Below are 19,765 nucleotides of genomic sequence, written 5' to 3' on the forward strand. Positions count from 1 at the left end.
CCAATAGATACAGAACTGTCTATTTAGAGTTGTTAATGTTTTGCTAACGTTTTTATTTGCAACTGAATTTTAAACGTAAAAAAAATGGTGCCGAAGCACCATTTTAATTAGAAGATAAAAAATTATTCTTCATCCATAATCGCTTGGCTCATACCTACTGTGTTAAATCCAGCATCGACATACATGATTTCACCAGTAATACCCGACGCCCAAGGTGAGCAAAGGAATAACGCGGCATTGCCCACTTCTTCAATGGTCACATTACGCTTTAACGGCGATACTTTTTCATTGACATCCAGCATTTTACGGAACGATTTGATGCCTGAAGCAGCCAAAGTACGGATTGGGCCAGCAGAAATTGCGTTCACACGAATACCATCTGCGCCTAAGCTTGAAGCCAAGTAGCGTACGCCTGCTTCTAACGATGCTTTAGCAAGACCCATGACGTTATAGTTTGGCATTACGCGCTCAGAACCCTGATAACTTAAAGTCAATAAGCAACCCTGACGTGCTTGAAGCAGTGGCTTCGCAGCTCGCGCCATCGCCACAAAGCTGTAGGCACTGATGTCATGCGCAATACGAAAACCTTCACGATCGGTCACGTCAGTAAAATCACCATCTAAAGTGTGCGCAGGGGCAAAACCAATTGAGTGAACCACACCGTCCACACCGTCCCAATGTTTTGCAAGTTCTGCAAATGCATTGTCAATTTCCGCATCAACCGCAACATCACAAGGAAAAACAAGCGTTGAACCAAACTGTGCAGCAAATTCATCGACACGCTTTTTTAGTTTTTCATTTGGATAAGTAAACGCAAGCTCTGCGCCTTCACGATGGAGTGCCTGTGCAATACCGTAGGCAATAGATAACTTACTTGCAACACCTGCAATTAAAAAACGTTTACCTGTTAATAATCCTTGTGCCATTAGGTTTCTCACTGTATTAAATTTAGAAGCATAATGCCAAGCTTCACAACTTTTCGAAATTGCATAATGCATCTTTTTTTGATTTGCATAAAAAAATCGTACCCCTCACGGCGTACGACTTTTGATTTGAACGACTTGAGTTTTGGATTAGTCGTTCGACAACAGACCAATCAAACGCAAGAACGAGATATACATCCACACCAGCGTCGAGAGTAAGGCAATTCCGCACAACCATTCAAATGATTGCGGTGCGCGTTGTGCGGCAGCAGATTCGATCAGGTCAAAATCCAAAATCAGATTCAATGAGGCAATCACAGCCACAAATGCCGCAAAGCCAATGCCCAACCAATTGCTTTCAAAAATATAAGGTACACTAGATGCAAAAGCCAAACTCATGACCATTTGCACGACAAAGACAATGGCAATCGCAATGGTTGCAGAAAGCACCACTGATTTAAATTTCTCGGTTGCACGGATAATCTGGAAGCGATACAAGCCGAACATCACCAAGGTGGTGACAAATGTAGCAAGTAGCGCTTGTAACGGCGCACCCGGAAATTTGGCCTGAAAAATAAAGGAAATACCACCTAAAAATGCACCTTCAAATAGTGCATAAGGAACCGCCAGCTTTGGTGCTGTATGCGCTTTAAACGTTGCAATCAGGCCTAAAATCAGGCCACCAATTGCACCCACCAGCATTGCAGCGTAAGCCATTCCTGCATTGGCGGTAAAGGCGCAATAAAAGAACAACGCTAAACCAGTAATGGCAGCCACCAAGGTCAGACCCACCGATTTTTGTACTGCGCCCGCTACAGTCATCGGTTGCTGAAAATCACTATATGTTTCAACGCGGGTTAATATAGGATTATTACTTTGCATCTTGATCTCTTTGTTATAATTCACTGGGAATACAACTCTATAGTAAAACAAAACCCTGTAAAACCAATTGGTTCCATCCTACTTTTTGTAACAATATGAATATATTCGTAAGACTTTGACCCCACCCGCGACAATAAAAAACCGCAGCCCAAAATTAAGCTACGGTGATACGTATTGCGGAGTTATTGCAACATGCAACTTAGTTTTTAATGAAAAAATATTCACGGTAGTAGCGCAGTTCTGCAATCGAATCACGGATATCATCCATCGCCAAGTGCGATGCATTTTTCTTTAATCCGCTCATAATTTCTGGACGCCAGCGCTTAGAGAGTTCCTTAATCGTCGACACATCTAGATTACGATAATGAAAGTATTGTTCGAGTTCCGGCATCAGTCGATGCATAAAGCGACGATCTTGGCAGATCGAGTTGCCACACATCGGTGAAATTTTCGGATTCACCCATTTCTTTAAAAACTCAAGGGTTTGCTGCTCGGCATCACGTGCGGTCAATTTGCTGCGGCGCACACGTTCAATCAGTCCAGACTGACCGTGCTGACGAGTATTCCATTCGTCCATCGCATTTAATACACGATCGGGTTGATGAATTGCCAAAACCGGACCTTCTGCAAGAATATTCAAATTGTCATCGGTAATAATGGTGGCAATTTCAATAATCTGATCGTTATCTGTGTCCAAACCTGTCATTTCAAGGTCAATCCAGATTAACCGCGTATCCAGTGTGCTGCTCATATCTACCAAATCTAAATGCGAGAAAACACGAATAGTAGCAAATTAATCGTCGCTACGCTGTAACTCGATGGTCAGTTCATGCTATTTTTGCGACCTCGGTAAATGGGTTTTTTTAGGATATGAATGGCTCTAATTCGTAAACGTCGCTTGACTGAACAGCAGCAACGCCGGATCAAGAAACAACAGCAAACACGCCAAGATGATGTAGACACGTCCAGTGATTTAGAAGGACTGGTGGTACAGCATTATGGTCGTCAACTCGAAGTTCAGGCCTTGTCGACACCCGATCCACATCCTGAGCGACCTGAAGTTGCAGATGGCGAACCTGAGCCTTTTTGGAAGCCTATTGAACTGGGCAGCGTTTGGCGATGCCATACCCGTACCAATTTAGAAATGCTGGTGACTGGGGATCGGGTAAAATGGCAAGCCGACCCGAACACGGGACTTGGAATTATTACCGCGATTCAACCACGACGTTCTTTACTGACTCGTCCAGATCGCTATCACAAGGTGAAACCTGTTGCAGCCAACATCAGTTTAATTGTGATTGTCTTTGCAGTATTGCCTGAGCCAGCACCGACACTGATTGATCGCTATTTGGTGGCCTGTGCCGATGCCGATATTCCAGCTTTACTGGTGCTTAACAAGTCGGATTTGTTAACCGAACAAGATCCTATTCTGAGTATGCTCGAAGAGTATCAAGCACTGGGCTATGAAACATTAGTATGTCATGCCAAAGGCGACCTGCACAGCTTGCAACAGCGTCTAGACAACGAAACAGTTGCCTTTGTAGGGCAATCTGGTGTAGGTAAAAGTTCACTGATCAATGCCATCATTCCAGATGCAGAGCAAAAAACCAATATCATTTCTGAAAACTCGGCACTGGGTCAGCACACCACCACCTCAACCCGACTGATTCGGTTTGGTGAAAATGGCGCATTGATTGACTCACCGGGAATTCGCGAATTTGGACTCTGGCATCTCGATGCCGAAAAAATACGCCATGGTTTTCCAGAAATTGATCAGCGTTTGGGACAATGCCAATTTCGAAATTGTACCCACACGCATGAAAAGCATTGTGGCCTAAAAGTGGCCATCGAAAACGGTGAAATTCTGCCGCGCCGACTGGACAGCTATTTGCGATTGCTGGATGAAATTCAGGAAGCGCAACAAAAAAATTAATTTTTCTAAATATTGCTCTTGAACTGGTGATTTTGATCACCATGTATATGAGCTATACTCTTCGTCAATTTTGAGTTTAATTAGGTGGCTTGTGGAACGTTGGTTGGAGTTTATGGGGAATCACCCCTTTTTATTTGGAACACTTGCAGTTCTGGCTGTGTTGTTTTTTATTTTTGAAGGACAACGTAACGGACGCAAAATCTCCCCACAATCGCTTGGTATTTTGATCAAAGCCAAAAATGCGCAATTGATCGACCTACGTGATGCCAAAGACTTTCGTGAAGGTCATATCAGCGGAAGCCGTAACATTCCGTACAGCCAAATCGCCAGCCATGTAGACGAGCTTAAAGCAAGTGATCGTCCACTGGTGTTCATTTGTAACCTTGGTCAAGTTGCCGGTAGTGCGCTGCAAAAAATCGGACACGCCGACAGTTACCGTCTCGACGGCGGTATTAGCAACTGGAAAGGTCAAGGTTTGCCACTGGTTAAAGCAAAGACGACTAAAGCTTAAGGAGCAATTTCATGACTGCAAATGTTACGATTTATTCAACTACAGTATGTCCGTACTGCATTCGTGCAAAACAACTGCTTGAGCGCAAAGGCATTGAGTACAAAGAAATTAATTTGTCAAATGAAGCACCAGATGTGCGCATCGAACTGATGCAGCGTACCAATCATCGTACCGTGCCTCAAATTTTTATCAAAGATCAGTTTATTGGCGGTTTTGATCAACTTTATGCCTTAGAGCGTGAAGGCAAACTCGACGAGCTACTGGCTTAATTTCGCTTTAAATTGTTAAGGAAAAAAGAATGAGTGAAGAACAACAAACTCAACCGCAACTTGCTTTAGAACGTCTTTATACCAAAGACATTTCGTTTGAAGTCCCAGGACCGCAAGTCTTTACAAAACAATGGCAACCAGAGTTGAACATCAATTTGTCGTCTGCGGCAGAAAAAATTGATCCAACGCATTTTGAAGTGTCATTAAAAGCGGTTGTTCAAGCAAATAACGAAGGCGAGACGGCATTTATTGTTGATGTGACTCAGTCTGGTATTTTCTTAATTGACAATATCGAAGAAGACCGTCTTCCGTACATTTTAGGCGCGTACTGCCCGAATATCTTGTTCCCGTTCTTACGTGAAGCGGTCAACGATATGGTCACCAAAGGCAGTTTCCCACAATTGCTTTTGACACCAATCAACTTTGATGCAGAATTTGAAGCCAATCTTCAACGTGCTCAAACGCAAGTTGAAGGCCAAGCTTAAGTTGCATTGAGCATAAAAAAGCGACCTGTATGGTCGCTTTTTTACATGTAAAATTGCAATTATTTGAATTTTTTGTGATTGCTGTTACGAATATCGATTAATTTCTTTCCTTCAATTTTGGCCTGATCCAGCTTACCCGCCTTCACTAAAAGATTGGTTTTATCAATTTCGGCAACCAGTTGATCCAAGCCCGCGTGATACCCCATCACCTCTGGACTATTGTCTGGTTTATTGGCCAGCTTTGGTGGCTTAGATTTTTTCGAATCTAACGCAGCCATTTTCATTTTACTTAATGCCATTTCTGCGTCTTTGGCATTACTTGCTTTTGAAAAGTCAGAATACGACGTTGCAATGCTGATCATGTTGTTTTGAAGGCTGGCTGCCATAGTCAGGTGGCTCACGCTCAAACAGCTTGCAAGTAACAGACTTCCTATTAGTTTCTTGTTCATACACTCAGTCCATTTTACAGAGATTATCTCCCCCTTAAAAATATACAGTTTAGAGAAAAACATAAAGCGCCTTTTGTAGGAGCTTTATGTTTAAAAACTTAAAACTTGATCAGCCGCAAAACTAAACTTTACGGCGCAGTGCATCAGAAATGGCTTCAACCAGTTGCTGCGCAATTTCCTGCTTAGACGCTTTTTCTAGCTCTCGCTTTTTCAGGTGATAACGCTCGGCAAAAAACACCATCATGGCATTTTCATCCGATGCAAATCCGATATCTTTGCGTGACACATCGTTGCAAGCAATCATGTCCAGATTTTTAGCCACCAACTTACCAGCCGCATAAGCTTCCACGTTTTGTGTTTCTGCCGCAAAGCCCACCATAAATGGCCGCTCTGCTTGTTGTGCAACGGTGGCCACAATATCCGGATTCTTGATGAGTCGCACCTCAAGTTCATCGCCCGATTTTTTAATCTTTTGCTCAGCCACTTGTGCAACGCGATAATCGGCGACAGCCGCAGTGGCAATAAAAATATCGCAACCTTGTTTGAGCGTATTCAAGCTTTCATCAAGCATTTGCACCGCAGATGCTACATTGACGCGCTGTACACCATTAGGTGTATCCAAACTCACCGGCCCGGCAATCAAGGTTACTTTAGCACCCGCAGCATAGCAGGCTGCTGCCAATGCAAAGCCCATCTTTCCAGTACTATGATTTGAAATATAGCGCACGGGATCAATCGCTTCACGGGTTGGACCAGCAGTAATCACGACATGCTGTCCAGCCAGCAAACCAAATTTTTCTGCAATCGCACGTTGAGCTTTATGGAAGTACTCTCGCACCTGATAAGCAAGTTGCTCCGGCTCAGGCATACGCCCCAAGCCTACGTCGCCACAGGCTTGCGCGCCTGCATCTGGCATAATAACGTGTACACCGTCTTCGACCAGCGTTTGTAAATTACGCTGGGTGGCTTTGGCCGCCCACATTTGCTGGTTCATTGCTGGTGCAACCCATACCGGTGCTTTAGTGGCTAAATACAGCGTGCTGAGTAAATCATCGGCCAAGCCCTGTGCAAATTTGGCAATCGTGTCGCAACTGGCGGGAGCAACCAGCACCAGATCTGCCCAGCGTGCAAGTTCGATGTGTCCCATACCCGCTTCGGCTTCGGTGTCGAGCAATTCTGTATGGACAGGATAGCCAGACAAAGCCTGAAAGGTTAAGGGTGTGATAAAGGCTTGTGCGCCATGTGTCATGACCACACGGACATTAAATCCATAGTCTTTTAATCGGCGTACCAAAATGGCACTTTTGTAGGCCGCAATACCGCCTGTTACAGCTAAAATAATGTTTTTATTTGGAATGACACTTAAATCAAAGCTCACGAACAGCATACCTTTCTGTTGCAGTGGCGCTCACAATAGCATTAAATAGACCTAGACCCAAGTCATTGTAATTTCGAAATCAGAACTATAACGTACATCTTCAATCAGAATGCAACAGTCTATTAAATTTTGGCCCAAGCACGAACAACCCCGAGAACGGTTACTGCACACTGGGCCTGCAAGCTTATCAGATGCCGAACTGCTGGCCATCTTCTTACGTACAGGCTCCAAGCAGCACTCGGCAGTTGAGCTGGCGCGCAACATGATTCAACATTTTGGCGGCCTGAATCCAGTCTTTGACGCCTCCTTAGAAGAACTTTCCGGCTTTCATGGAGTGGGTGCAACCAAATATGCGCACTTGATGGCGGTAAAAGAACTCGGACGGCGCTATCTCGAACATTATTTTCATCAAGATGCCTTAAGTTTGTCTTCCTCCGAACAGGTGTTGGATTATTTACGTTATGAACTGTTGGGAGAAAAACAGGAAATTTTTGCCGTGCTGTGTCTCGACAACGAATTAAGAAAGCTGCATTTTAAAAAATTGTTTTTTGGCTCTTTGAATAGCTGCGAGATCTCGATTAATCAAACGTTACGTTATGCGATACAACAACACGCATCACATCTTGTGATTGCGCACAATCATCCCTTCGGGCACGCACTACCCTCCGAGGCCGACACGACGCTTACTCAACGCTTGCTTCAGGCCTGTGAACTGGTCGACATCCAGTTAATCGATCATTTTATTATTGCAAAAAACGGCTGCTTTTCATTTGCAGAACACGGCTTACTTCATGTACAAAAAAATCAGTCGCCCAGATATTGACAAAGCCGCACCGACTGGTGAAGATCGTGCTCAAAAAAGCTGTGAACGTCTCGCATGATTGTCCGTGATCAAACCAATATTTTTCGCCTACTCTTTTCTTGGCGAGGAACCATTTTACCCAAAATTCTTCCACCGCTTGGGATTTTGATGCTGATCTCGGCTGTGATTGGCGGCATTCAATATACCCAGATTTTTAATTTTCCCCAGTTACCGTTGGTCGGCTTTACCCTTATTGGTGTGGTGCTGTCGATTTTCTTGGGGTTTAAAAACAGTGCATGTTATGACCGTTGGTGGGAGGCACGTAAATTATGGGGATCACTGATTGCAAATGCGCGTCACTTTGATCGTGACTGTAGAATTTTACCGCAAGGACGACGTGAACGGATCATTCAGCATGTAATTGTATTTGCCAATGTTTTGCGTGATCGTCTACGTCACCAAACGGCTAATCCGACTGAGCTGACCGAAACCAGTGGCTTGAGCCAGCAAGCACTCACTCAGTTGTATCAACAGGTGAATGCACCGCAATACACCTTAAGCCTTATTCACTGGGAGTTAATGCAAGCACTGAAAGAAGGCGAAATCAGCGATATTATTTATACCCAGATGAATCGATATGTGGCCGAATTCAGTCTGGTACAAACCGGATGTGACCGTATTGCCAATACACCTATTCCTTTTGCCTACTCTGTTTTGCTTAACCGAACCGTATACTTTTTCTGTTGTATGTTGCCCTTTAGTTTAGGCTCGACCCTTGGTTTGGCAACTCCGATCTTGGTGGGCATTCTGACCTATACTTTTTTGGGCCTTGATGCTTTAAGCACTGAAATTGAAGAGCCGTTTGGCACGCAAAGTAACGACTTACCTCTAGATTCGATGGTCCGTATGATCGAAATTGAACTTCTGAGTACTTTGGGTAAACCGACGCCTCCACCGATTCAAGCGCAAGATAATAATTTGCTTTAGAAGCTTTCCCAAATGCCGGTCTGCCGAGGATTAGGCTGTGGCGTATTGCCCAGTTTAATCCATGGCATATTATCGCCATGAAAATCACTGCCAATCGATACTTTTAAATCAAATTGTGCAATCAAACGATCGACCATCTGGCGCGTAGAGAGTGGGTCAATACTGGGTGGTAGCTCAACTGCATCGCCACCCAACGAGGCAAAATACTCAATTAAGTAGCGAATATTGGTAGACGACAGATCGTAGCGAGTCGGATGTGCCAACACAGCATAACCTTTGCTTTCATGAATAATACGAATCGTCTCGGGCAGCGCTAAGCCATCAAATTTGACGTAGGCCCGTTTGCCTTCTTTTAAAAAGCGGTCAAATGCCTGCTGCGGACGACTCACAATTCCTTTCTCAATCAAGATTTTGGCAATATGGGTTCGGGTAATACGGTCAGGGACATGCTCTACCTTGGCCAGTACATCCGGGTAAATATCAAATCCGATACAGCCTTCTAACAACTGACAAATTTGCTTGGCACGTGTCGCCCGAATATTTTTTTGTATCACTAATGCATCTTGTAGGGGCTTTGGATTTTGCATATTCAGCGCCACAATATGTACGCCATAGGCTTTTTTGGTATTGGGACGAGACCACTGACTCGAAATCTCCACACCAGAAATAATATGAATATCATGATCTTGGGCGATTTTTCGCGCAGTTTCCAGTCCATCCATCGTGTCATGATCGGTCAGTGCTAAGGTATGAATACCGCACGCGACAGCAGATTCGACCAAAGCCTGAGGCGATAAGGTCCCATCAGAAATATTGCTGTGCGTATGTAAATCTATGCCGTGCATCTTCTATACTATGCCATTCGTTATGATCTGGTTTAGATACTCTAACATGAAAGCACTTTTAGACTTTGTGCCCCTCATTATTTTCTTTTATTTATATAAGACTGTCGATCCGGCCGATACCCAGCATCCGTTATTGAAACTGATTGGTTCGGCTGGTGGTGTAGACAATAACAATATTTTGGTTGCGACCACGGGTCTCATTATCTCGATGTTGATTGTATACGGCGGGCTGTTCATTTCACAAAAATTTCGTCTTGAAAAACAACAGTGGATTGTGTTGTTTATGACCGTAATTTTTGGTGGCATTACCTTGATGCTCAGCGATGACTTCTATATTCGTCTCAAAGCCGTCATTCTTAATCTGGTGTTTGCAGGTGCCTTTTTACTGTCACCATTTTTTAGTAAAGATAAAACACCGCTGATTCAACGTTTGTTTGGCCCTATTTTTGAATTATCAGCCAAAGGCTGGAAAAATCTAAACTTTGCATGGGCTGCCATGTTTGTGGTGATGTCATTACTGCATTTCTTCTTTGCATTTGTATTTATGCATGGAAAATATTGGGGTGAATTTACCGCATTTGGTGACATGATCGTGATGTTTTCATTTATCATTATCCAGTTTGTTGTATTACGTAAATTTTTCAAGACACCAGATGCCTAAGCTTCTGAAAATTCTTACAAAAGGATATCCTTATGCCTTTATTTGTGGTGACCTGTACAGATAACGAAGGGACGCTAGAAAAACGTTTAGCGACGCGTCCACAGCATCTCGAACGTTTACAAAAACTCGATGACGAAGGCAGACTGATTGTCGCTGGTGCCATGCCTAAAGAAGCAGGCAATCCGCAGGCTGGCTTTTACGGCAGCACCATTATTGTTGATTTTGACAGTCGTGAAGCGTTGGATGCTTGGTTAAAAGAAGAACCATTCTGGATTGAAGGCGTGTATGGGCACATCGATGTCAAACCCTTTAATAAAGCCTTTCCAAAAGAGTAATTCCATGTCTCACACGCTGAAAACGCTGATCGGCTTATCTTTGCTGTGCTCAAGTGTTTGGGCTGTTGAACCAGCGCCTGCACCCGCTCAACCTAGCACATCTGCTGCTACAACTGCGACGGCTCCAGCAACTGCTAGTGTGGCAAATGCAGCCAATACTGCATTAAAACCGCTTACCGCCGAGCAAATTGCCAAACTCAAAGCTGAGCAAGATGCCAAAATTAAAGCGCTGGTTAAAGATCAGGCGGGTCGTTTAAAACAGCTTGAGCAAGCCAATCTGGATGCTCTGACTCAAAATCAAGAATTGCAGCTTAAAAACGACAATCTTATGGTGCAGGTCCAGGTATTGCAAAGTGAGCGCAGTGCCCAAATGTTTTTGTATGGCGCCGCTACGATTGCGGTCGGGGTAATTCTAGGCTTTCTGATTGCAGGTTATGTCTACACCAAGCGTCGCCGTCAATGGTAAACTCAACCCTCTATTCACCCGAATAAAAGGATCTGTGCGTGTCAGCGAGCATCCAAACCGCAACGTTAGATTGGCATTGTGTAGACGGAATTGATGTTCCGGTCTCAAAGCAGTTTGGAGATGTGTATTTCTCCAAAGACAATGGATTGCTCGAAACACGCCATGTTTTTTTAAATGGTAATGATCTGCCTACACGTTTGGCAGCCTTAGCACCATTTGAGTACTTTTGTGTAGGCGAAACAGGATTTGGAACAGGCCTGAATATCTTAGCGCTCTGGCAACTCTGGCAACAGGTACGTCCCGATAACCAGAGTCACTTACATGCCATCAGCGTGGAGAAATTTCCGCTCAGTAAAACCGATCTGTGCCGCGCACTTCGTGCATGGCCCGAGCTTAAACCGCTTGCAGATGCACTGATTGAGCAATACCCCCTCCCGATTGCCGGGTGTCATCGCTTAAATTTTCCAAACGAGCGCTTTAGTCTCGATCTTTGGCTCGGTGATGCTCACGATGTATTTCCATGCATCGTCAAAACGCAGGCGGTTCATGCGTGGTTCCTCGATGGTTTTGCACCTTCCTGCAATCCTGAACTTTGGGAAACTCAGGTTTTAAGCCAAATGATTCGGCTTTCTCAGCCCGGCACCACTTTTGCGTCATTTAGTGTGGCTGGTGTGCTCAAACGTGGCCTCAGAGAGCACGGTATTCAAATCAGCCGACCACGAGGTTTTGGGCATAAACGGGAAATGCTAAAAGGCATTTGGCCCGATGCTGAAGAACACTTAAAGGAATCCACCTCTTCAGGCCAGCAACACTTTGCCGTTATTGGGGCCGGAATTGCAGGTTTAAATTGTGCATGGGCTTTGGCGCAGCGCGGTCATCAGGTGACGATCTTTGAGCAGGCACATCCTTTATCAGGCGCATCTGGTAATCCATTGGCGTTACTCAATCCTAAGCTGTGCCCGATTACACAAAGTCCAGATCATTTAATGCTGGTGTGCTGGCAATATGCGATGCGCTTTTATCAGCACTTTGGTGCGTTTCGTGCCCTTGAGGTCAATCAGATTGCACTCAAAGAGCCTGAGCAATTGCTGGCGCTGGCAGCACAATATCCCGAGCAGCTTTTACAGCCTCAGCCTGCTCAATCCTCACCAGTTCAAACGTCTTTTGATGCCCTCACCTTAACGCAAGCCGGTGCAATTCGGCCGCATCAGTTTTGTGAGGAAGTTCTAGCACATCCCAATATTCATTTGCAGATAGCCCAGATTGATCAAATTCAGGAAGATACAGATCATGTGCGTATCATGGCGCAGCAACAGGAGTTATTGCGTGCCTCGGCCGTGATTGTATGTGCTGCACGGCACAGTGCCGTATTGTTTGAGCATTATCCACAGCTTAAGCCAATTCGCGGACAAATCAGCTGGGTAGATACCGCAGCGCATCCATTGCCTTTTGAGCAGGCATATAGTTATGGCGGCTACTGCATGCAACTGGATAAGACACATTTGATTTTGGGCGCATCATTTTTGCCACAGCGTGAAGATGATGAGGTCAACGAAGAAGACCATGTGCATAACTTTCATTTAATCCACAGCGTCTTCCCAGAATATGCACAAGGATTGCCGCCAGTGAGTACATGGTCAGGTCGTGCCGGAGTGCGGGCACAATCTCCAGATTATTTTCCTTTGGCTGGTGCACCAACTGCACAATCCAGGTTATATACGCTTGCAGGACTGGGTTCAAAAGGGTTTATGTTTTCCCCACTCTGTAGCGAAATACTTGCCGCACAGATTCTAAAAGAAAGTTGCCCTGTGCCAGAGAGTTTGTTCAAACGCTTGAATCCACAGCGCTTTAAAAAGAAAGTTGCAATCAAGCAAAGAACTGAACACCCTAAACCTGAAACACACTCATAAAATTTCAGTTAAAAAAAAGCGCCCGAAGGCGCTTTTTTTAGGCTGTGTGCCCTTGATCCAAAGGCATTCCGGCAGCCTTGGCTGCGCGAGTACCACCCATTAAGATCACGTATTCACGCGAGTTATCAAGCTCTTCAAGCTTTTCAGCAGCGCGCGGGGCTTTACTACCACCACCACATAAAATATAAATCGGCTGATCCGTTGGCACCTGAGTTAAACTTTCTGCACCTAAATCACCGATCGGTCGATTTTTAGCACCTTTAACATGCCCTTCAGCATAAGAACTCGCATCACGGACATCCCAGATAATGGCATCTTCTGGGAACTCAAATGTCGTAATTTCTTGTTTACGGATCATTGCGCACTCCTTTGATGTAAACAACACTTGGCAAATGAAGAAAACATCCCTAGCATCTCAAATATTCTTTCACTTTGTAAAGGTCTAAACCATGCCTTCTTTTGATATTGTCTCTGAATTGGAACTTTTTGAAGTTAATCACGCGGTTCAAAACACGCAAAAAGAGATCCAGACGCGTTTTGACTTCCGTGGTCAAGACGTTACCATCGAACTGAACGAAAAATCGAAAGAAATTAAAATTTCGACAGAAAGCGATTTTCAGTGTGAGCAAGTATACACCATGCTTGAAAATCATTTTTACAAGCGCAAAATTGATGTCCAAGCGCTTGATCCACAAAAAGCCAGCGCATCAGGTAAACATGTGGTTCAAGTCATTAAACTGAAAGACGGACTTGACTCGGATACCGCAAAAAAAATCAATAAAGCCATTAAAGAAAGTGGCATCAAAGCGCAATCTTCAATTCAGGGTGACAAAATTCGAGTCAGCGATAAAAAACGCGACACATTGCAACAAGTGATGGCCTTTTTGCGCGAACAACAATTTGGTCTACCGTTACAGTTTAATAATTTCAAAGACTAATTTTTCTGCGGTGTAGATGGGGACGTGTTATGGCTCAGACCAATCGTTTAGCAAAGCTGGTAAAGGCGACTTCTAAATTTCCTAAAGGGCTTCGAAGCACGCTTTGGAGTAAAGCCTTTGGTCGGATTGTGCCGATGGTGGGCACAGCCAATATTCGTTATTTAGAGGTCGATCAGCATCATGTCAAGGTTCGTCTGGAGAACCAGCGCAATATGCAAAATCACATTAAGGGCTTACATGCGGCCGCGATGGCTTTACTGGCAGAAACGGCAACAGGGTTTCTGACCGGTTTACATGTTCCCGATGACCGGATTTTGCTGATCAAGTCTTTGCATGTCGATTATCTCAAAGTTGTTCAAGGTGGGTTAACTGCAACCGCTCAATTAAGCCTTGAACAACAGCGTTTTATCGCTGAGCATGATAAAGCTGAGCTTTCCATTCCGGTCACGGTGGTTGATGACGCTGGTGTGGAAGCCATTCAGTGTGAAATGATTTGGGCATGGTTGCCTAAACGCAAACCCTAAATACGCTCAACCGCATAAAAAAAGGTACAGCATCGGCTGTACCTTTTTAATTTCAATATATGCTCTTGAATTGATTTGAGTTCTATTGGGCTAAAAATGCCTGTTTGACCTCATCTGAAATTTGACGTTTATTGCCGTTTACATCGACAGCCACAAACGTAAATACACCCTCAGTGACACGTTTTGCAGAACGTGAGCTGTCATGGCTGTCCCATACTTCAATTTGCATTTGAATCGAGGTATTGCCCACTTTTAAAATTCGGGTGTAGCAACTGATCACATCCCCTACTTTGACTGGAACCAAAAAGGTCATCTGATTAATCGAAATGGTTGCACAACGCCCTTTACTAAAGCGCTCCGCATGAATGGCACCAGCCAAGTCCATCTGCGATACAATCCAGCCACCAAACACATCTCCACTCCAGTTGGTATCCGCAGGCATGGCAATGGTTTGTAAAGACAATGTCCCTTCAGGTTTTATAGGGGTATCCAACACATTAACTCCGAAATTAAGACTGTAGGTGCTGATCTAACCATTGTTGCATTTCGGTCGATCGCAGCGCGCCACTTATTCTAGCAATTTCGGTGGTTTTATTCATCAGCACCAAGGTCGGAATACTACGAACATGAAATGCCTGACTGAGTCGAGGCGAAGTTTCGGTATTGATCTTGGCAAAGATTACTTGAGGATTTTGAGCCGCAACCTGTGCAAAATGAGGCGCCATCATCTTGCACGGACCACACCACTCAGCCCACAGGTCAATCAGAATGGGTAAATCACTATGTGTCACAAATTGACTAAAATTCTGCTCATTTAATTCGATCGGCTCGCGCGGTAAAAGCTTGGCATGGCACTGACCACACTGCGGATCTGCACTCAGTTTTTCTTCGGGAACGCGATTTTTTGCACCACATGACGGGCATACAACAATCATGTTAGCTCACTCCAATATGTCGATGTAAAAATTCTAATTGGGTTGCGATGGCTTTTTCAAACCAAATACCGTGATAAACATCAAAATGTTGCATATTCCACTCATGATAATCGACAAATGGTGCAATATTGGTTGCAGCTTCGCGACTCGAGTCAATCGGAATCAAGGAATCTTGCTTAGCCGCAATAAACAAAACCGGCACACTGATATTGCGCACGCTCTGAATAGGTCGAAAGCGCAGCAGCTGAAAAAAGGCACGTGCAGGAACCTGTCCGCTCCAGTAAAAATCAGGGTTGACAATCGACAGATATCCCAAGCGGCTGTCAGATGTAGGCAAAAAACAGAGTTGCTGTTCGGCGATAACGGGAAGTGTTTTGGGAGCCAATCCGACTTTGGCTCCCATATAATCTTGACTGGAAAGTTTCAGCGCCCGAGGCAACTGCTGTAAAGGATACAACTTGGCACTTTCTGCACCGTCAATAAAGGGCACCTGCGCAATTACGGCATGCACATGCTTCAGCTCTGCTGCCAGGCTTAAAACATATCCACCACTTAAGTCAGTTCCCCAAAGTACGATGCGCCGCTCATCAATCAGTTTGCTGGCAAGCATATATTGAATCACGGTTTTCCAGTCATCAATTTGCTGCTTTAAATGTACCAGCTCCCTAGGCTTACCCGTACTGCCACCCCAATAGCGATAATCAAATAGCACCACCGCGTAACCGGCTTGTGCAATCTTCTGTGCATATGCAGCTAATTTAAAATGACGCAATCCTGCAAAGCCATGCGCCATAATGACTACGGCAGGTTTTTTTTTGATGTTTGGGTCGGTAAAAGTCAGCAGCAATCAGGTCTTGACCATGTTGTACATACAGTGGTTCAACTGTATAAGCGTGCATACGTGCTCCATTGCCTTCACGATAAGCTCGATTGAGTTCGAAAAAAACGTATGACGCTTTAACTCAATATCTTGCATAATGCTATGATACAGCATATACGTTTTTTTAAGATTTGGAGTGACAAAATGACAGAGAATGTCGGTTTCGCCGGTCAAATTGGACCAGAACATCTTGCACAAGTGGTAGAAAAAGGCTTTAAATCGATTATCAATAATCGCCCAGATCTTGAGGGTGGTCCAGAACAGCCAACCAGTTCACAGATTGAAGAAGCTGCTCGTAACGTTGGTCTCGACTACGTTTATCAGCCTGTGGTAGCTGGTCAGATTAGCGAACTCGATGTACGTACTTTTGCAAATCATTATAACGAGTTACCAAAACCAATTTTAATGTTTTGTCGTACCGGTAACCGCTCCAACAACCTCTATCAACTCGCCAAACAGATGGATCTGCTGGATGACTAATCTTGTTCGAATTTGCATTCTTACATTTTTATTTTTAAGTCCGGTCACACTCTTTGCACAATCTGCAGTCACACAGGTGAGTTCAGCCGTGACAATTTCTGATGAAATTTCGTTGCAGGACTTAAACCAGCTAATCGACCGCAGTCGCTTTCGCTCTGTGATTTTGCAGCGTCCAGATCATGATCGTGGCAATGGTCTTACGGTATATCAACTCAGAGACGTCGCTGAAAAAGCCCGTGTCAGTTTGATCTATCAACCCATTGAAAATGGCAGCAATACTCAAACAGATATTTACGCTTTTGCTCGCTACTATAACAGCTTGCCAAAGCCGATTTTACTGATTTGTAAATCTGGTAAACGCGCGCTCGATTTGTATACTCAAGCCAAGCAACAAGGTTTACTGAATGACTAAAGTATTCATCATGATGATCTGTGTATGTTCGCTACTGACTGCATGTAGCAGCATGAATGTCCGTCCAACCGTCGGCGTGAGTATGGGCGTTCCGCTCTGAAGTTTTGTGCGTCCAAAGCACTCTCACCTTACACGCGCTAACCAAACAGCCTGCATTCGCAGGCTGTTTTTATGTTAAACATAGAGATAGAACAACAAAATGGTTTTTGCATAATGTACGACATTATTATTATTGGTGCAGGCACAGCGGGTATTAGCGCTTATAAACAAGCAGTGAAACACACACAAAATCTACTGATTATTAATGACGGACCTTGGGACACCACCTGTGCCCGTGTGGGCTGTATGCCCAGCAAAGTGCTGATTGCCTCCGCCAATCGCTGTCATGATATTCAACAGCTTGATCAAGTCGGCCTGAAAGGTCGCGTTCAACTCGATTGTACAGAAGTCATGCAGCACGTGCGTACACTTCGAGATTCATTTACTGCTTCTACATTAAAAGAAGTGAACGCTTGGCCTAAAGAACACAAATGTTCTGGTAAAGCCGAATTCATAGATGCTTCCACTGTGCGTGTGAATGGGCAAGACTATCAAGCGAAAGCATTTATTTTGGCTGTCGGCTCCACGCCCAATGTGCCTGGTTTATGGAAAGCACAATTGCAACAACGTCTTATTACCTCAGATGATATTTTTGAACTTCCCACGCTTCCACGTTCTGTAGCAGTCATTGGCAGTGGTGCAATCGCGATCGAGATGGCACAGGCATTATCTCGTTTGGGGGTCAAAATCACTATTTTTGCCCGTAGTCAACGCGTTGGTATCCTTTCTAGTCCTTCGCTACAGCAACTTGCTCAGACCATTCTGGCAAAAGAGCTTGATATCAAATTTGAAGTGCTTCCCGATCAGCTTTTACTTGAACATGATCAGGTTAAAATCAGTTATCGCCAAGAAGGACAACAAGTCACCGAGCATTATGATTATGTATTGAATGCAACCGGACGGGATTCATTACTCAATACATTAAAATTAGAAAAAATCTCGCCAGAGTATGACGATATCAAAAAATTGCCTGTAGATTCAAAGACAAAACAATTAGGCGATTTTCCAATTTTTATTGCAGGTGATGCCTTTACCAGCACACCAGTTCAGCATGAAGCAGCCTTTGAAGGCAAAATGTTGGTTCAGAATTGTTTGAATTATCCCGATGTTCAAAATGTAAAATTATTAACACCCTTAAGCATGGTATTTTGTTCACCAGAAATGGCGATTGCCGGACGTTCTCACAAACAACTGACTCAAGCAAAGCAAGCTTTTGTTACGGGTGAAGCCTCATACAGCAATCAAGGACGTGCAAAAGTACTGGGTAAAAATCAGGGCGCAGTTGAAGTTTATGTTGATCCTAAGTCTAGAGTACTGCTAGGTGCGGAATTATGTGTCGAGCAAGCAGAACATATGGCACATATGCTGGCTTGGTCAATTGCGCAAGATGCAACCATAGATGATGTTTTACAATTTCCGTTTTATCATCCAACGCTTGAAGAAGGATTACGTACTGCCCTAAAAGCAGCACGACGTCAACTTGACCAAACTTAATACGCTAAAATCGCAGCAAATTTTATGACATATTTTGGAACAGTTATTGCTTAATTATTTATAATCTCAGTATTAAGTTTAACTTCAAGAAAGAGTTTATTTACGATGCAGTTTTCAAAATTAGCGGTAATTTTTGGTGCGATTGGCCTAACAGTAGGTCTCGTTGGATGTACCACAACAACTCCATCGATGAAGGTCCAATCCATGACAACAACGCTTCAACATCTCACCGACAGCACACCGCGCCTTGCTATTATTGCAGCATTTGGTCAAGAAGCTGATCTACTGATTGAATCAACTAAAGACAAAAAAGAATATCTCATTAATGGTAGAAAGTTTGTCACCGGTACATTAGAGAATGCACCTGTTGTGATTACCTTAAGTGGTATCAGCATGACCAATGCCGCTATGACCACTCAAATGATCAGTGATCATTTTAATTTAAAAGGGATTGTGTTTAGCGGTATCGCAGGCAGTCTAAATCCAAACCTTCACGTTGGTGATGTAGTCATTGCCAAAAGCTGGTTAGCACCAAATGAAGTGTATTATAACAATACGAAAGAGTTACCCTCGGCATGTGGTCAACCCGGTGATATTTCATGTTTAGGGATTAAACTGGCCGACAATGTTCCGGCTTGGAATAATCAGTTTTTACGTGAAACCAACGTGATGAATGCCAATAACTACAAAAATGTTGCGCTTACAAGTCGATTTGGTGACACCGATGTGCCAATGGCATATGGCGAAATGCGTGTCGATTTCCCTGTAGATCATAAAATGCTTGCAATCGTCGATCGCGTGCAAAAAGGCACTGAAAAACAGTTAGAAGCCATTTGTTCAGGCGTAGACTGTTATCATCCAAAGATTGTGGTTGGACAGCGTGGCATCTCTGGTGGTGCATTCTTAGCCAATGCAGCATATCGTGATTATCTACATAAAAACTTGCTTGGCGATTGTGTAGATATGGAAACAGCAGCTGTGGCACAAGTGGCTTATTCAAATAATATTCCATTTATTGCATTTCGTAGCTTGTCTGACCTCGCAGGTGCAGACCATGATCCAAACGTTGCAGCTTTCTTTGGTTCAGGCATCGCACAGCGAAACGCAGCGAAATTAACGATGTCTTTCATTCAACAGTGGAATGCTCAGTAATTTAAGCATTAAAAA

Annotated in this window: 25 protein-coding genes and 1 pseudogene; 16 read left to right on the forward strand and 10 right to left on the reverse strand. The window is 44.1% G+C overall.

Annotation, left to right across the window (positions count from 1 at the left end; genetic code table 11):
- Positions 1–122 precede the first annotated feature (122 nt).
- From Aso01_RS15480 to orn, 3 genes are all read right to left on the reverse strand, one after another.
- On the reverse strand, positions 123–926 hold the full coding sequence (locus Aso01_RS15480) for an enoyl-ACP reductase FabI (protein WP_004940607.1): 804 nt from the start codon (positions 924–926) through the stop codon (positions 123–125).
- A 147-nt stretch (positions 927–1,073) separates the two neighbouring features.
- Positions 1,074–1,805 (reverse strand): Bax inhibitor-1/YccA family protein, encoded by a 732-nt coding sequence (locus tag Aso01_RS15485; RefSeq protein ID WP_004940611.1) that lies wholly within the window; start codon positions 1,803–1,805, stop codon positions 1,074–1,076.
- A gap of 199 nt (positions 1,806–2,004) precedes the next feature.
- On the reverse strand, positions 2,005–2,556 hold the full coding sequence (gene orn / locus Aso01_RS15490; RefSeq protein ID WP_004940613.1) for an oligoribonuclease: 552 nt from the start codon (positions 2,554–2,556) through the stop codon (positions 2,005–2,007).
- Positions 2,557–2,679: 123 nt separating this feature from the next.
- Between orn and rsgA the strand changes: the two genes are divergently transcribed.
- From rsgA to secB, 4 genes are all read left to right on the forward strand, one after another.
- Entirely contained in the window at positions 2,680–3,738 is a 1,059-nt protein-coding gene (rsgA, locus tag Aso01_RS15495; RefSeq protein ID WP_004940616.1) for a small ribosomal subunit biogenesis GTPase RsgA, read from the forward strand.
- A gap of 91 nt (positions 3,739–3,829) precedes the next feature.
- Positions 3,830–4,249, forward strand: a complete 420-nt coding sequence (locus tag Aso01_RS15500; RefSeq protein ID WP_004940620.1) for a rhodanese-like domain-containing protein — start codon at positions 3,830–3,832, stop codon at positions 4,247–4,249.
- 11 nt (positions 4,250–4,260) lie between these two features.
- Positions 4,261–4,518, forward strand: a complete 258-nt coding sequence (gene grxC / locus Aso01_RS15505; RefSeq protein WP_004940623.1) for a glutaredoxin 3 — start codon at positions 4,261–4,263, stop codon at positions 4,516–4,518.
- A 29-nt stretch (positions 4,519–4,547) separates the two neighbouring features.
- Positions 4,548–5,003 carry a protein-export chaperone SecB gene (gene secB / locus Aso01_RS15510; protein ID WP_004940626.1) on the forward strand — a complete coding sequence of 152 codons (456 nt, stop codon included), beginning with the start codon at positions 4,548–4,550 and terminating at the stop codon, positions 5,001–5,003.
- A gap of 59 nt (positions 5,004–5,062) precedes the next feature.
- Here secB and cybC read toward each other — a convergent pair whose 3' ends face one another.
- Both cybC and coaBC read right to left on the reverse strand, forming a co-directional pair.
- Complete coding sequence (gene cybC / locus Aso01_RS15515) at positions 5,063–5,452, reverse strand: cytochrome b562 (RefSeq protein WP_025095784.1); 390 nt, start codon at positions 5,450–5,452, stop codon at positions 5,063–5,065.
- 121 nt (positions 5,453–5,573) lie between these two features.
- On the reverse strand, positions 5,574–6,830 hold the full coding sequence (gene coaBC, locus Aso01_RS15520; RefSeq protein WP_025095783.1) for a bifunctional phosphopantothenoylcysteine decarboxylase/phosphopantothenate--cysteine ligase CoaBC: 1,257 nt from the start codon (positions 6,828–6,830) through the stop codon (positions 5,574–5,576).
- Positions 6,831–6,939: 109 nt separating this feature from the next.
- On the opposite strand from coaBC, the gene radC reads away from it, so the two are divergent.
- Together radC and Aso01_RS15530 are read left to right on the forward strand one after the other, a co-directional pair.
- Positions 6,940–7,653, forward strand: coding sequence for a RadC family protein (gene radC / locus Aso01_RS15525; RefSeq protein WP_004940638.1), 714 nt, complete (start codon positions 6,940–6,942; stop codon positions 7,651–7,653).
- A gap of 54 nt (positions 7,654–7,707) precedes the next feature.
- Entirely contained in the window at positions 7,708–8,619 is a 912-nt protein-coding gene (locus tag Aso01_RS15530; protein WP_004940641.1) for a bestrophin family protein, read from the forward strand.
- Here the strand turns inward: Aso01_RS15530 and Aso01_RS15535 are convergent.
- On the reverse strand, positions 8,616–9,464 hold the full coding sequence (locus tag Aso01_RS15535) for a PHP domain-containing protein (protein ID WP_004940646.1): 849 nt from the start codon (positions 9,462–9,464) through the stop codon (positions 8,616–8,618). The two genes, Aso01_RS15530 and Aso01_RS15535, sit on opposite strands and share 4 nt — an antisense overlap.
- Before the next feature lie 46 nt (positions 9,465–9,510).
- Between Aso01_RS15535 and Aso01_RS15540 the strand changes: the two genes are divergently transcribed.
- The 4 genes from Aso01_RS15540 to mnmC are packed head-to-tail and all read left to right on the forward strand — an operon-like array spanning position 9,511 to position 12,836.
- Entirely contained in the window at positions 9,511–10,125 is a 615-nt protein-coding gene (locus Aso01_RS15540; protein ID WP_004940647.1) for a septation protein IspZ, read from the forward strand.
- A 32-nt stretch (positions 10,126–10,157) separates the two neighbouring features.
- Complete coding sequence (locus Aso01_RS15545) at positions 10,158–10,460, forward strand: YciI family protein (RefSeq protein ID WP_004940649.1); 303 nt, start codon at positions 10,158–10,160, stop codon at positions 10,458–10,460.
- A gap of 4 nt (positions 10,461–10,464) precedes the next feature.
- Positions 10,465–10,926 carry an SH3 domain-containing protein gene (locus Aso01_RS15550; RefSeq protein WP_004940650.1) on the forward strand — a complete coding sequence of 154 codons (462 nt, stop codon included), beginning with the start codon at positions 10,465–10,467 and terminating at the stop codon, positions 10,924–10,926.
- Positions 10,927–10,964: 38 nt separating this feature from the next.
- Entirely contained in the window at positions 10,965–12,836 is a 1,872-nt protein-coding gene (mnmC, locus tag Aso01_RS15555) for a bifunctional tRNA (5-methylaminomethyl-2-thiouridine)(34)-methyltransferase MnmC2/FAD-dependent 5-carboxymethylaminomethyl-2-thiouridine(34) oxidoreductase MnmC1 (protein ID WP_004940654.1), read from the forward strand.
- A gap of 37 nt (positions 12,837–12,873) precedes the next feature.
- On the opposite strand, the gene Aso01_RS15560 is transcribed toward mnmC, so the two are convergent.
- On the reverse strand, positions 12,874–13,194 hold the full coding sequence (locus Aso01_RS15560; RefSeq protein ID WP_004940657.1) for a rhodanese-like domain-containing protein: 321 nt from the start codon (positions 13,192–13,194) through the stop codon (positions 12,874–12,876).
- Between the two features lie 91 nt (positions 13,195–13,285).
- Between Aso01_RS15560 and Aso01_RS15565 the strand changes: the two genes are divergently transcribed.
- Together Aso01_RS15565 and Aso01_RS15570 are read left to right on the forward strand one after the other, a co-directional pair.
- Complete coding sequence (locus tag Aso01_RS15565; protein WP_004940662.1) at positions 13,286–13,774, forward strand: YajQ family cyclic di-GMP-binding protein; 489 nt, start codon at positions 13,286–13,288, stop codon at positions 13,772–13,774.
- 29 nt (positions 13,775–13,803) lie between these two features.
- Complete coding sequence (locus tag Aso01_RS15570) at positions 13,804–14,298, forward strand: DUF4442 domain-containing protein (RefSeq protein WP_004940665.1); 495 nt, start codon at positions 13,804–13,806, stop codon at positions 14,296–14,298.
- Positions 14,299–14,380: 82 nt separating this feature from the next.
- Here the strand turns inward: Aso01_RS15570 and Aso01_RS15575 are convergent, their stop codons facing one another.
- From Aso01_RS15575 to Aso01_RS15585, 3 genes and pseudogenes are all read right to left on the reverse strand, one after another.
- Positions 14,381–14,740, reverse strand: a complete 360-nt coding sequence (locus Aso01_RS15575) for an acyl-CoA thioesterase (protein WP_171063771.1) — start codon at positions 14,738–14,740, stop codon at positions 14,381–14,383.
- Between the two features lie 67 nt (positions 14,741–14,807).
- Entirely contained in the window at positions 14,808–15,233 is a 426-nt protein-coding gene (gene trxC, locus Aso01_RS15580; protein WP_004940669.1) for a thioredoxin TrxC, read from the reverse strand.
- A gap of 1 nt (position 15,234) precedes the next feature.
- Positions 15,235–16,132, reverse strand: a pseudogene (locus tag Aso01_RS15585) (alpha/beta hydrolase).
- Positions 16,133–16,257: 125 nt separating this feature from the next.
- On the opposite strand from Aso01_RS15585, the gene Aso01_RS15590 reads away from it, so the two are divergent.
- The 4 genes from Aso01_RS15590 (at position 16,258) to Aso01_RS15605 (ending at position 19,750) form a co-directional block, all read left to right on the forward strand.
- Positions 16,258–16,593 carry a protein tyrosine phosphatase family protein gene (locus Aso01_RS15590; RefSeq protein ID WP_004940674.1) on the forward strand — a complete coding sequence of 112 codons (336 nt, stop codon included), beginning with the start codon at positions 16,258–16,260 and terminating at the stop codon, positions 16,591–16,593.
- Positions 16,586–17,005, forward strand: coding sequence for a beta-lactamase hydrolase domain-containing protein (locus Aso01_RS15595; RefSeq protein ID WP_004940675.1), 420 nt, complete (start codon positions 16,586–16,588; stop codon positions 17,003–17,005). Before Aso01_RS15590 ends, Aso01_RS15595 begins: the two co-directional genes overlap by 8 nt.
- Before the next feature lie 213 nt (positions 17,006–17,218).
- Entirely contained in the window at positions 17,219–18,598 is a 1,380-nt protein-coding gene (locus tag Aso01_RS15600; RefSeq protein WP_039910135.1) for a dihydrolipoyl dehydrogenase, read from the forward strand.
- A gap of 105 nt (positions 18,599–18,703) precedes the next feature.
- Positions 18,704–19,750 carry a 5'-methylthioadenosine/S-adenosylhomocysteine nucleosidase gene (locus tag Aso01_RS15605; RefSeq protein WP_004940679.1) on the forward strand — a complete coding sequence of 349 codons (1,047 nt, stop codon included), beginning with the start codon at positions 18,704–18,706 and terminating at the stop codon, positions 19,748–19,750.
- Positions 19,751–19,765: the final 15 nt, after the last annotated feature.

This window comes from Acinetobacter soli (assembly GCF_000760595.1).
In the GTDB taxonomy this organism is placed as follows: Bacteria; Pseudomonadota; Gammaproteobacteria; order Pseudomonadales; family Moraxellaceae; genus Acinetobacter; species Acinetobacter soli.

Excerpts from the sequence above, each read along its gene's own strand:
- Aso01_RS15480 (WP_004940607.1), bottom strand. The coding sequence starts at position 926 with ATGGCACAAGGATTATTAACAGGTAAACGTTTTTTAATTGCAGGTGTT.
- Aso01_RS15485 (WP_004940611.1), bottom strand. The coding sequence starts at position 1,805 with ATGCAAAGTAATAATCCTATATTAACCCGCGTTGAAACATATAGTGAT.
- orn (WP_004940613.1), bottom strand. The coding sequence starts at position 2,556 with ATGAGCAGCACACTGGATACGCGGTTAATCTGGATTGACCTTGAAATG.
- rsgA (WP_004940616.1), top strand. The coding sequence starts at position 2,680 with ATGGCTCTAATTCGTAAACGTCGCTTGACTGAACAGCAGCAACGCCGG.
- grxC (WP_004940623.1), top strand. The coding sequence starts at position 4,261 with ATGACTGCAAATGTTACGATTTATTCAACTACAGTATGTCCGTACTGC.
- secB (WP_004940626.1), top strand. The coding sequence starts at position 4,548 with ATGAGTGAAGAACAACAAACTCAACCGCAACTTGCTTTAGAACGTCTT.
- cybC (WP_025095784.1), bottom strand. The coding sequence starts at position 5,452 with ATGAACAAGAAACTAATAGGAAGTCTGTTACTTGCAAGCTGTTTGAGC.
- radC (WP_004940638.1), top strand. The coding sequence starts at position 6,940 with ATGCAACAGTCTATTAAATTTTGGCCCAAGCACGAACAACCCCGAGAA.
- Aso01_RS15530 (WP_004940641.1), top strand. The coding sequence starts at position 7,708 with ATGATTGTCCGTGATCAAACCAATATTTTTCGCCTACTCTTTTCTTGG.
- Aso01_RS15535 (WP_004940646.1), bottom strand. The coding sequence starts at position 9,464 with ATGCACGGCATAGATTTACATACGCACAGCAATATTTCTGATGGGACC.
- Aso01_RS15540 (WP_004940647.1), top strand. The coding sequence starts at position 9,511 with ATGAAAGCACTTTTAGACTTTGTGCCCCTCATTATTTTCTTTTATTTA.
- Aso01_RS15545 (WP_004940649.1), top strand. The coding sequence starts at position 10,158 with ATGCCTTTATTTGTGGTGACCTGTACAGATAACGAAGGGACGCTAGAA.
- Aso01_RS15550 (WP_004940650.1), top strand. The coding sequence starts at position 10,465 with ATGTCTCACACGCTGAAAACGCTGATCGGCTTATCTTTGCTGTGCTCA.
- Aso01_RS15560 (WP_004940657.1), bottom strand. The coding sequence starts at position 13,194 with ATGATCCGTAAACAAGAAATTACGACATTTGAGTTCCCAGAAGATGCC.
- Aso01_RS15565 (WP_004940662.1), top strand. The coding sequence starts at position 13,286 with ATGCCTTCTTTTGATATTGTCTCTGAATTGGAACTTTTTGAAGTTAAT.
- Aso01_RS15570 (WP_004940665.1), top strand. The coding sequence starts at position 13,804 with ATGGCTCAGACCAATCGTTTAGCAAAGCTGGTAAAGGCGACTTCTAAA.
- Aso01_RS15575 (WP_171063771.1), bottom strand. The coding sequence starts at position 14,740 with ATGCCTGCGGATACCAACTGGAGTGGAGATGTGTTTGGTGGCTGGATT.
- trxC (WP_004940669.1), bottom strand. The coding sequence starts at position 15,233 with ATGATTGTTGTATGCCCGTCATGTGGTGCAAAAAATCGCGTTCCCGAA.
- Aso01_RS15590 (WP_004940674.1), top strand. The coding sequence starts at position 16,258 with ATGACAGAGAATGTCGGTTTCGCCGGTCAAATTGGACCAGAACATCTT.
- Aso01_RS15595 (WP_004940675.1), top strand. The coding sequence starts at position 16,586 with ATGACTAATCTTGTTCGAATTTGCATTCTTACATTTTTATTTTTAAGT.
- Aso01_RS15600 (WP_039910135.1), top strand. The coding sequence starts at position 17,219 with ATGTACGACATTATTATTATTGGTGCAGGCACAGCGGGTATTAGCGCT.
- Aso01_RS15605 (WP_004940679.1), top strand. The coding sequence starts at position 18,704 with ATGCAGTTTTCAAAATTAGCGGTAATTTTTGGTGCGATTGGCCTAACA.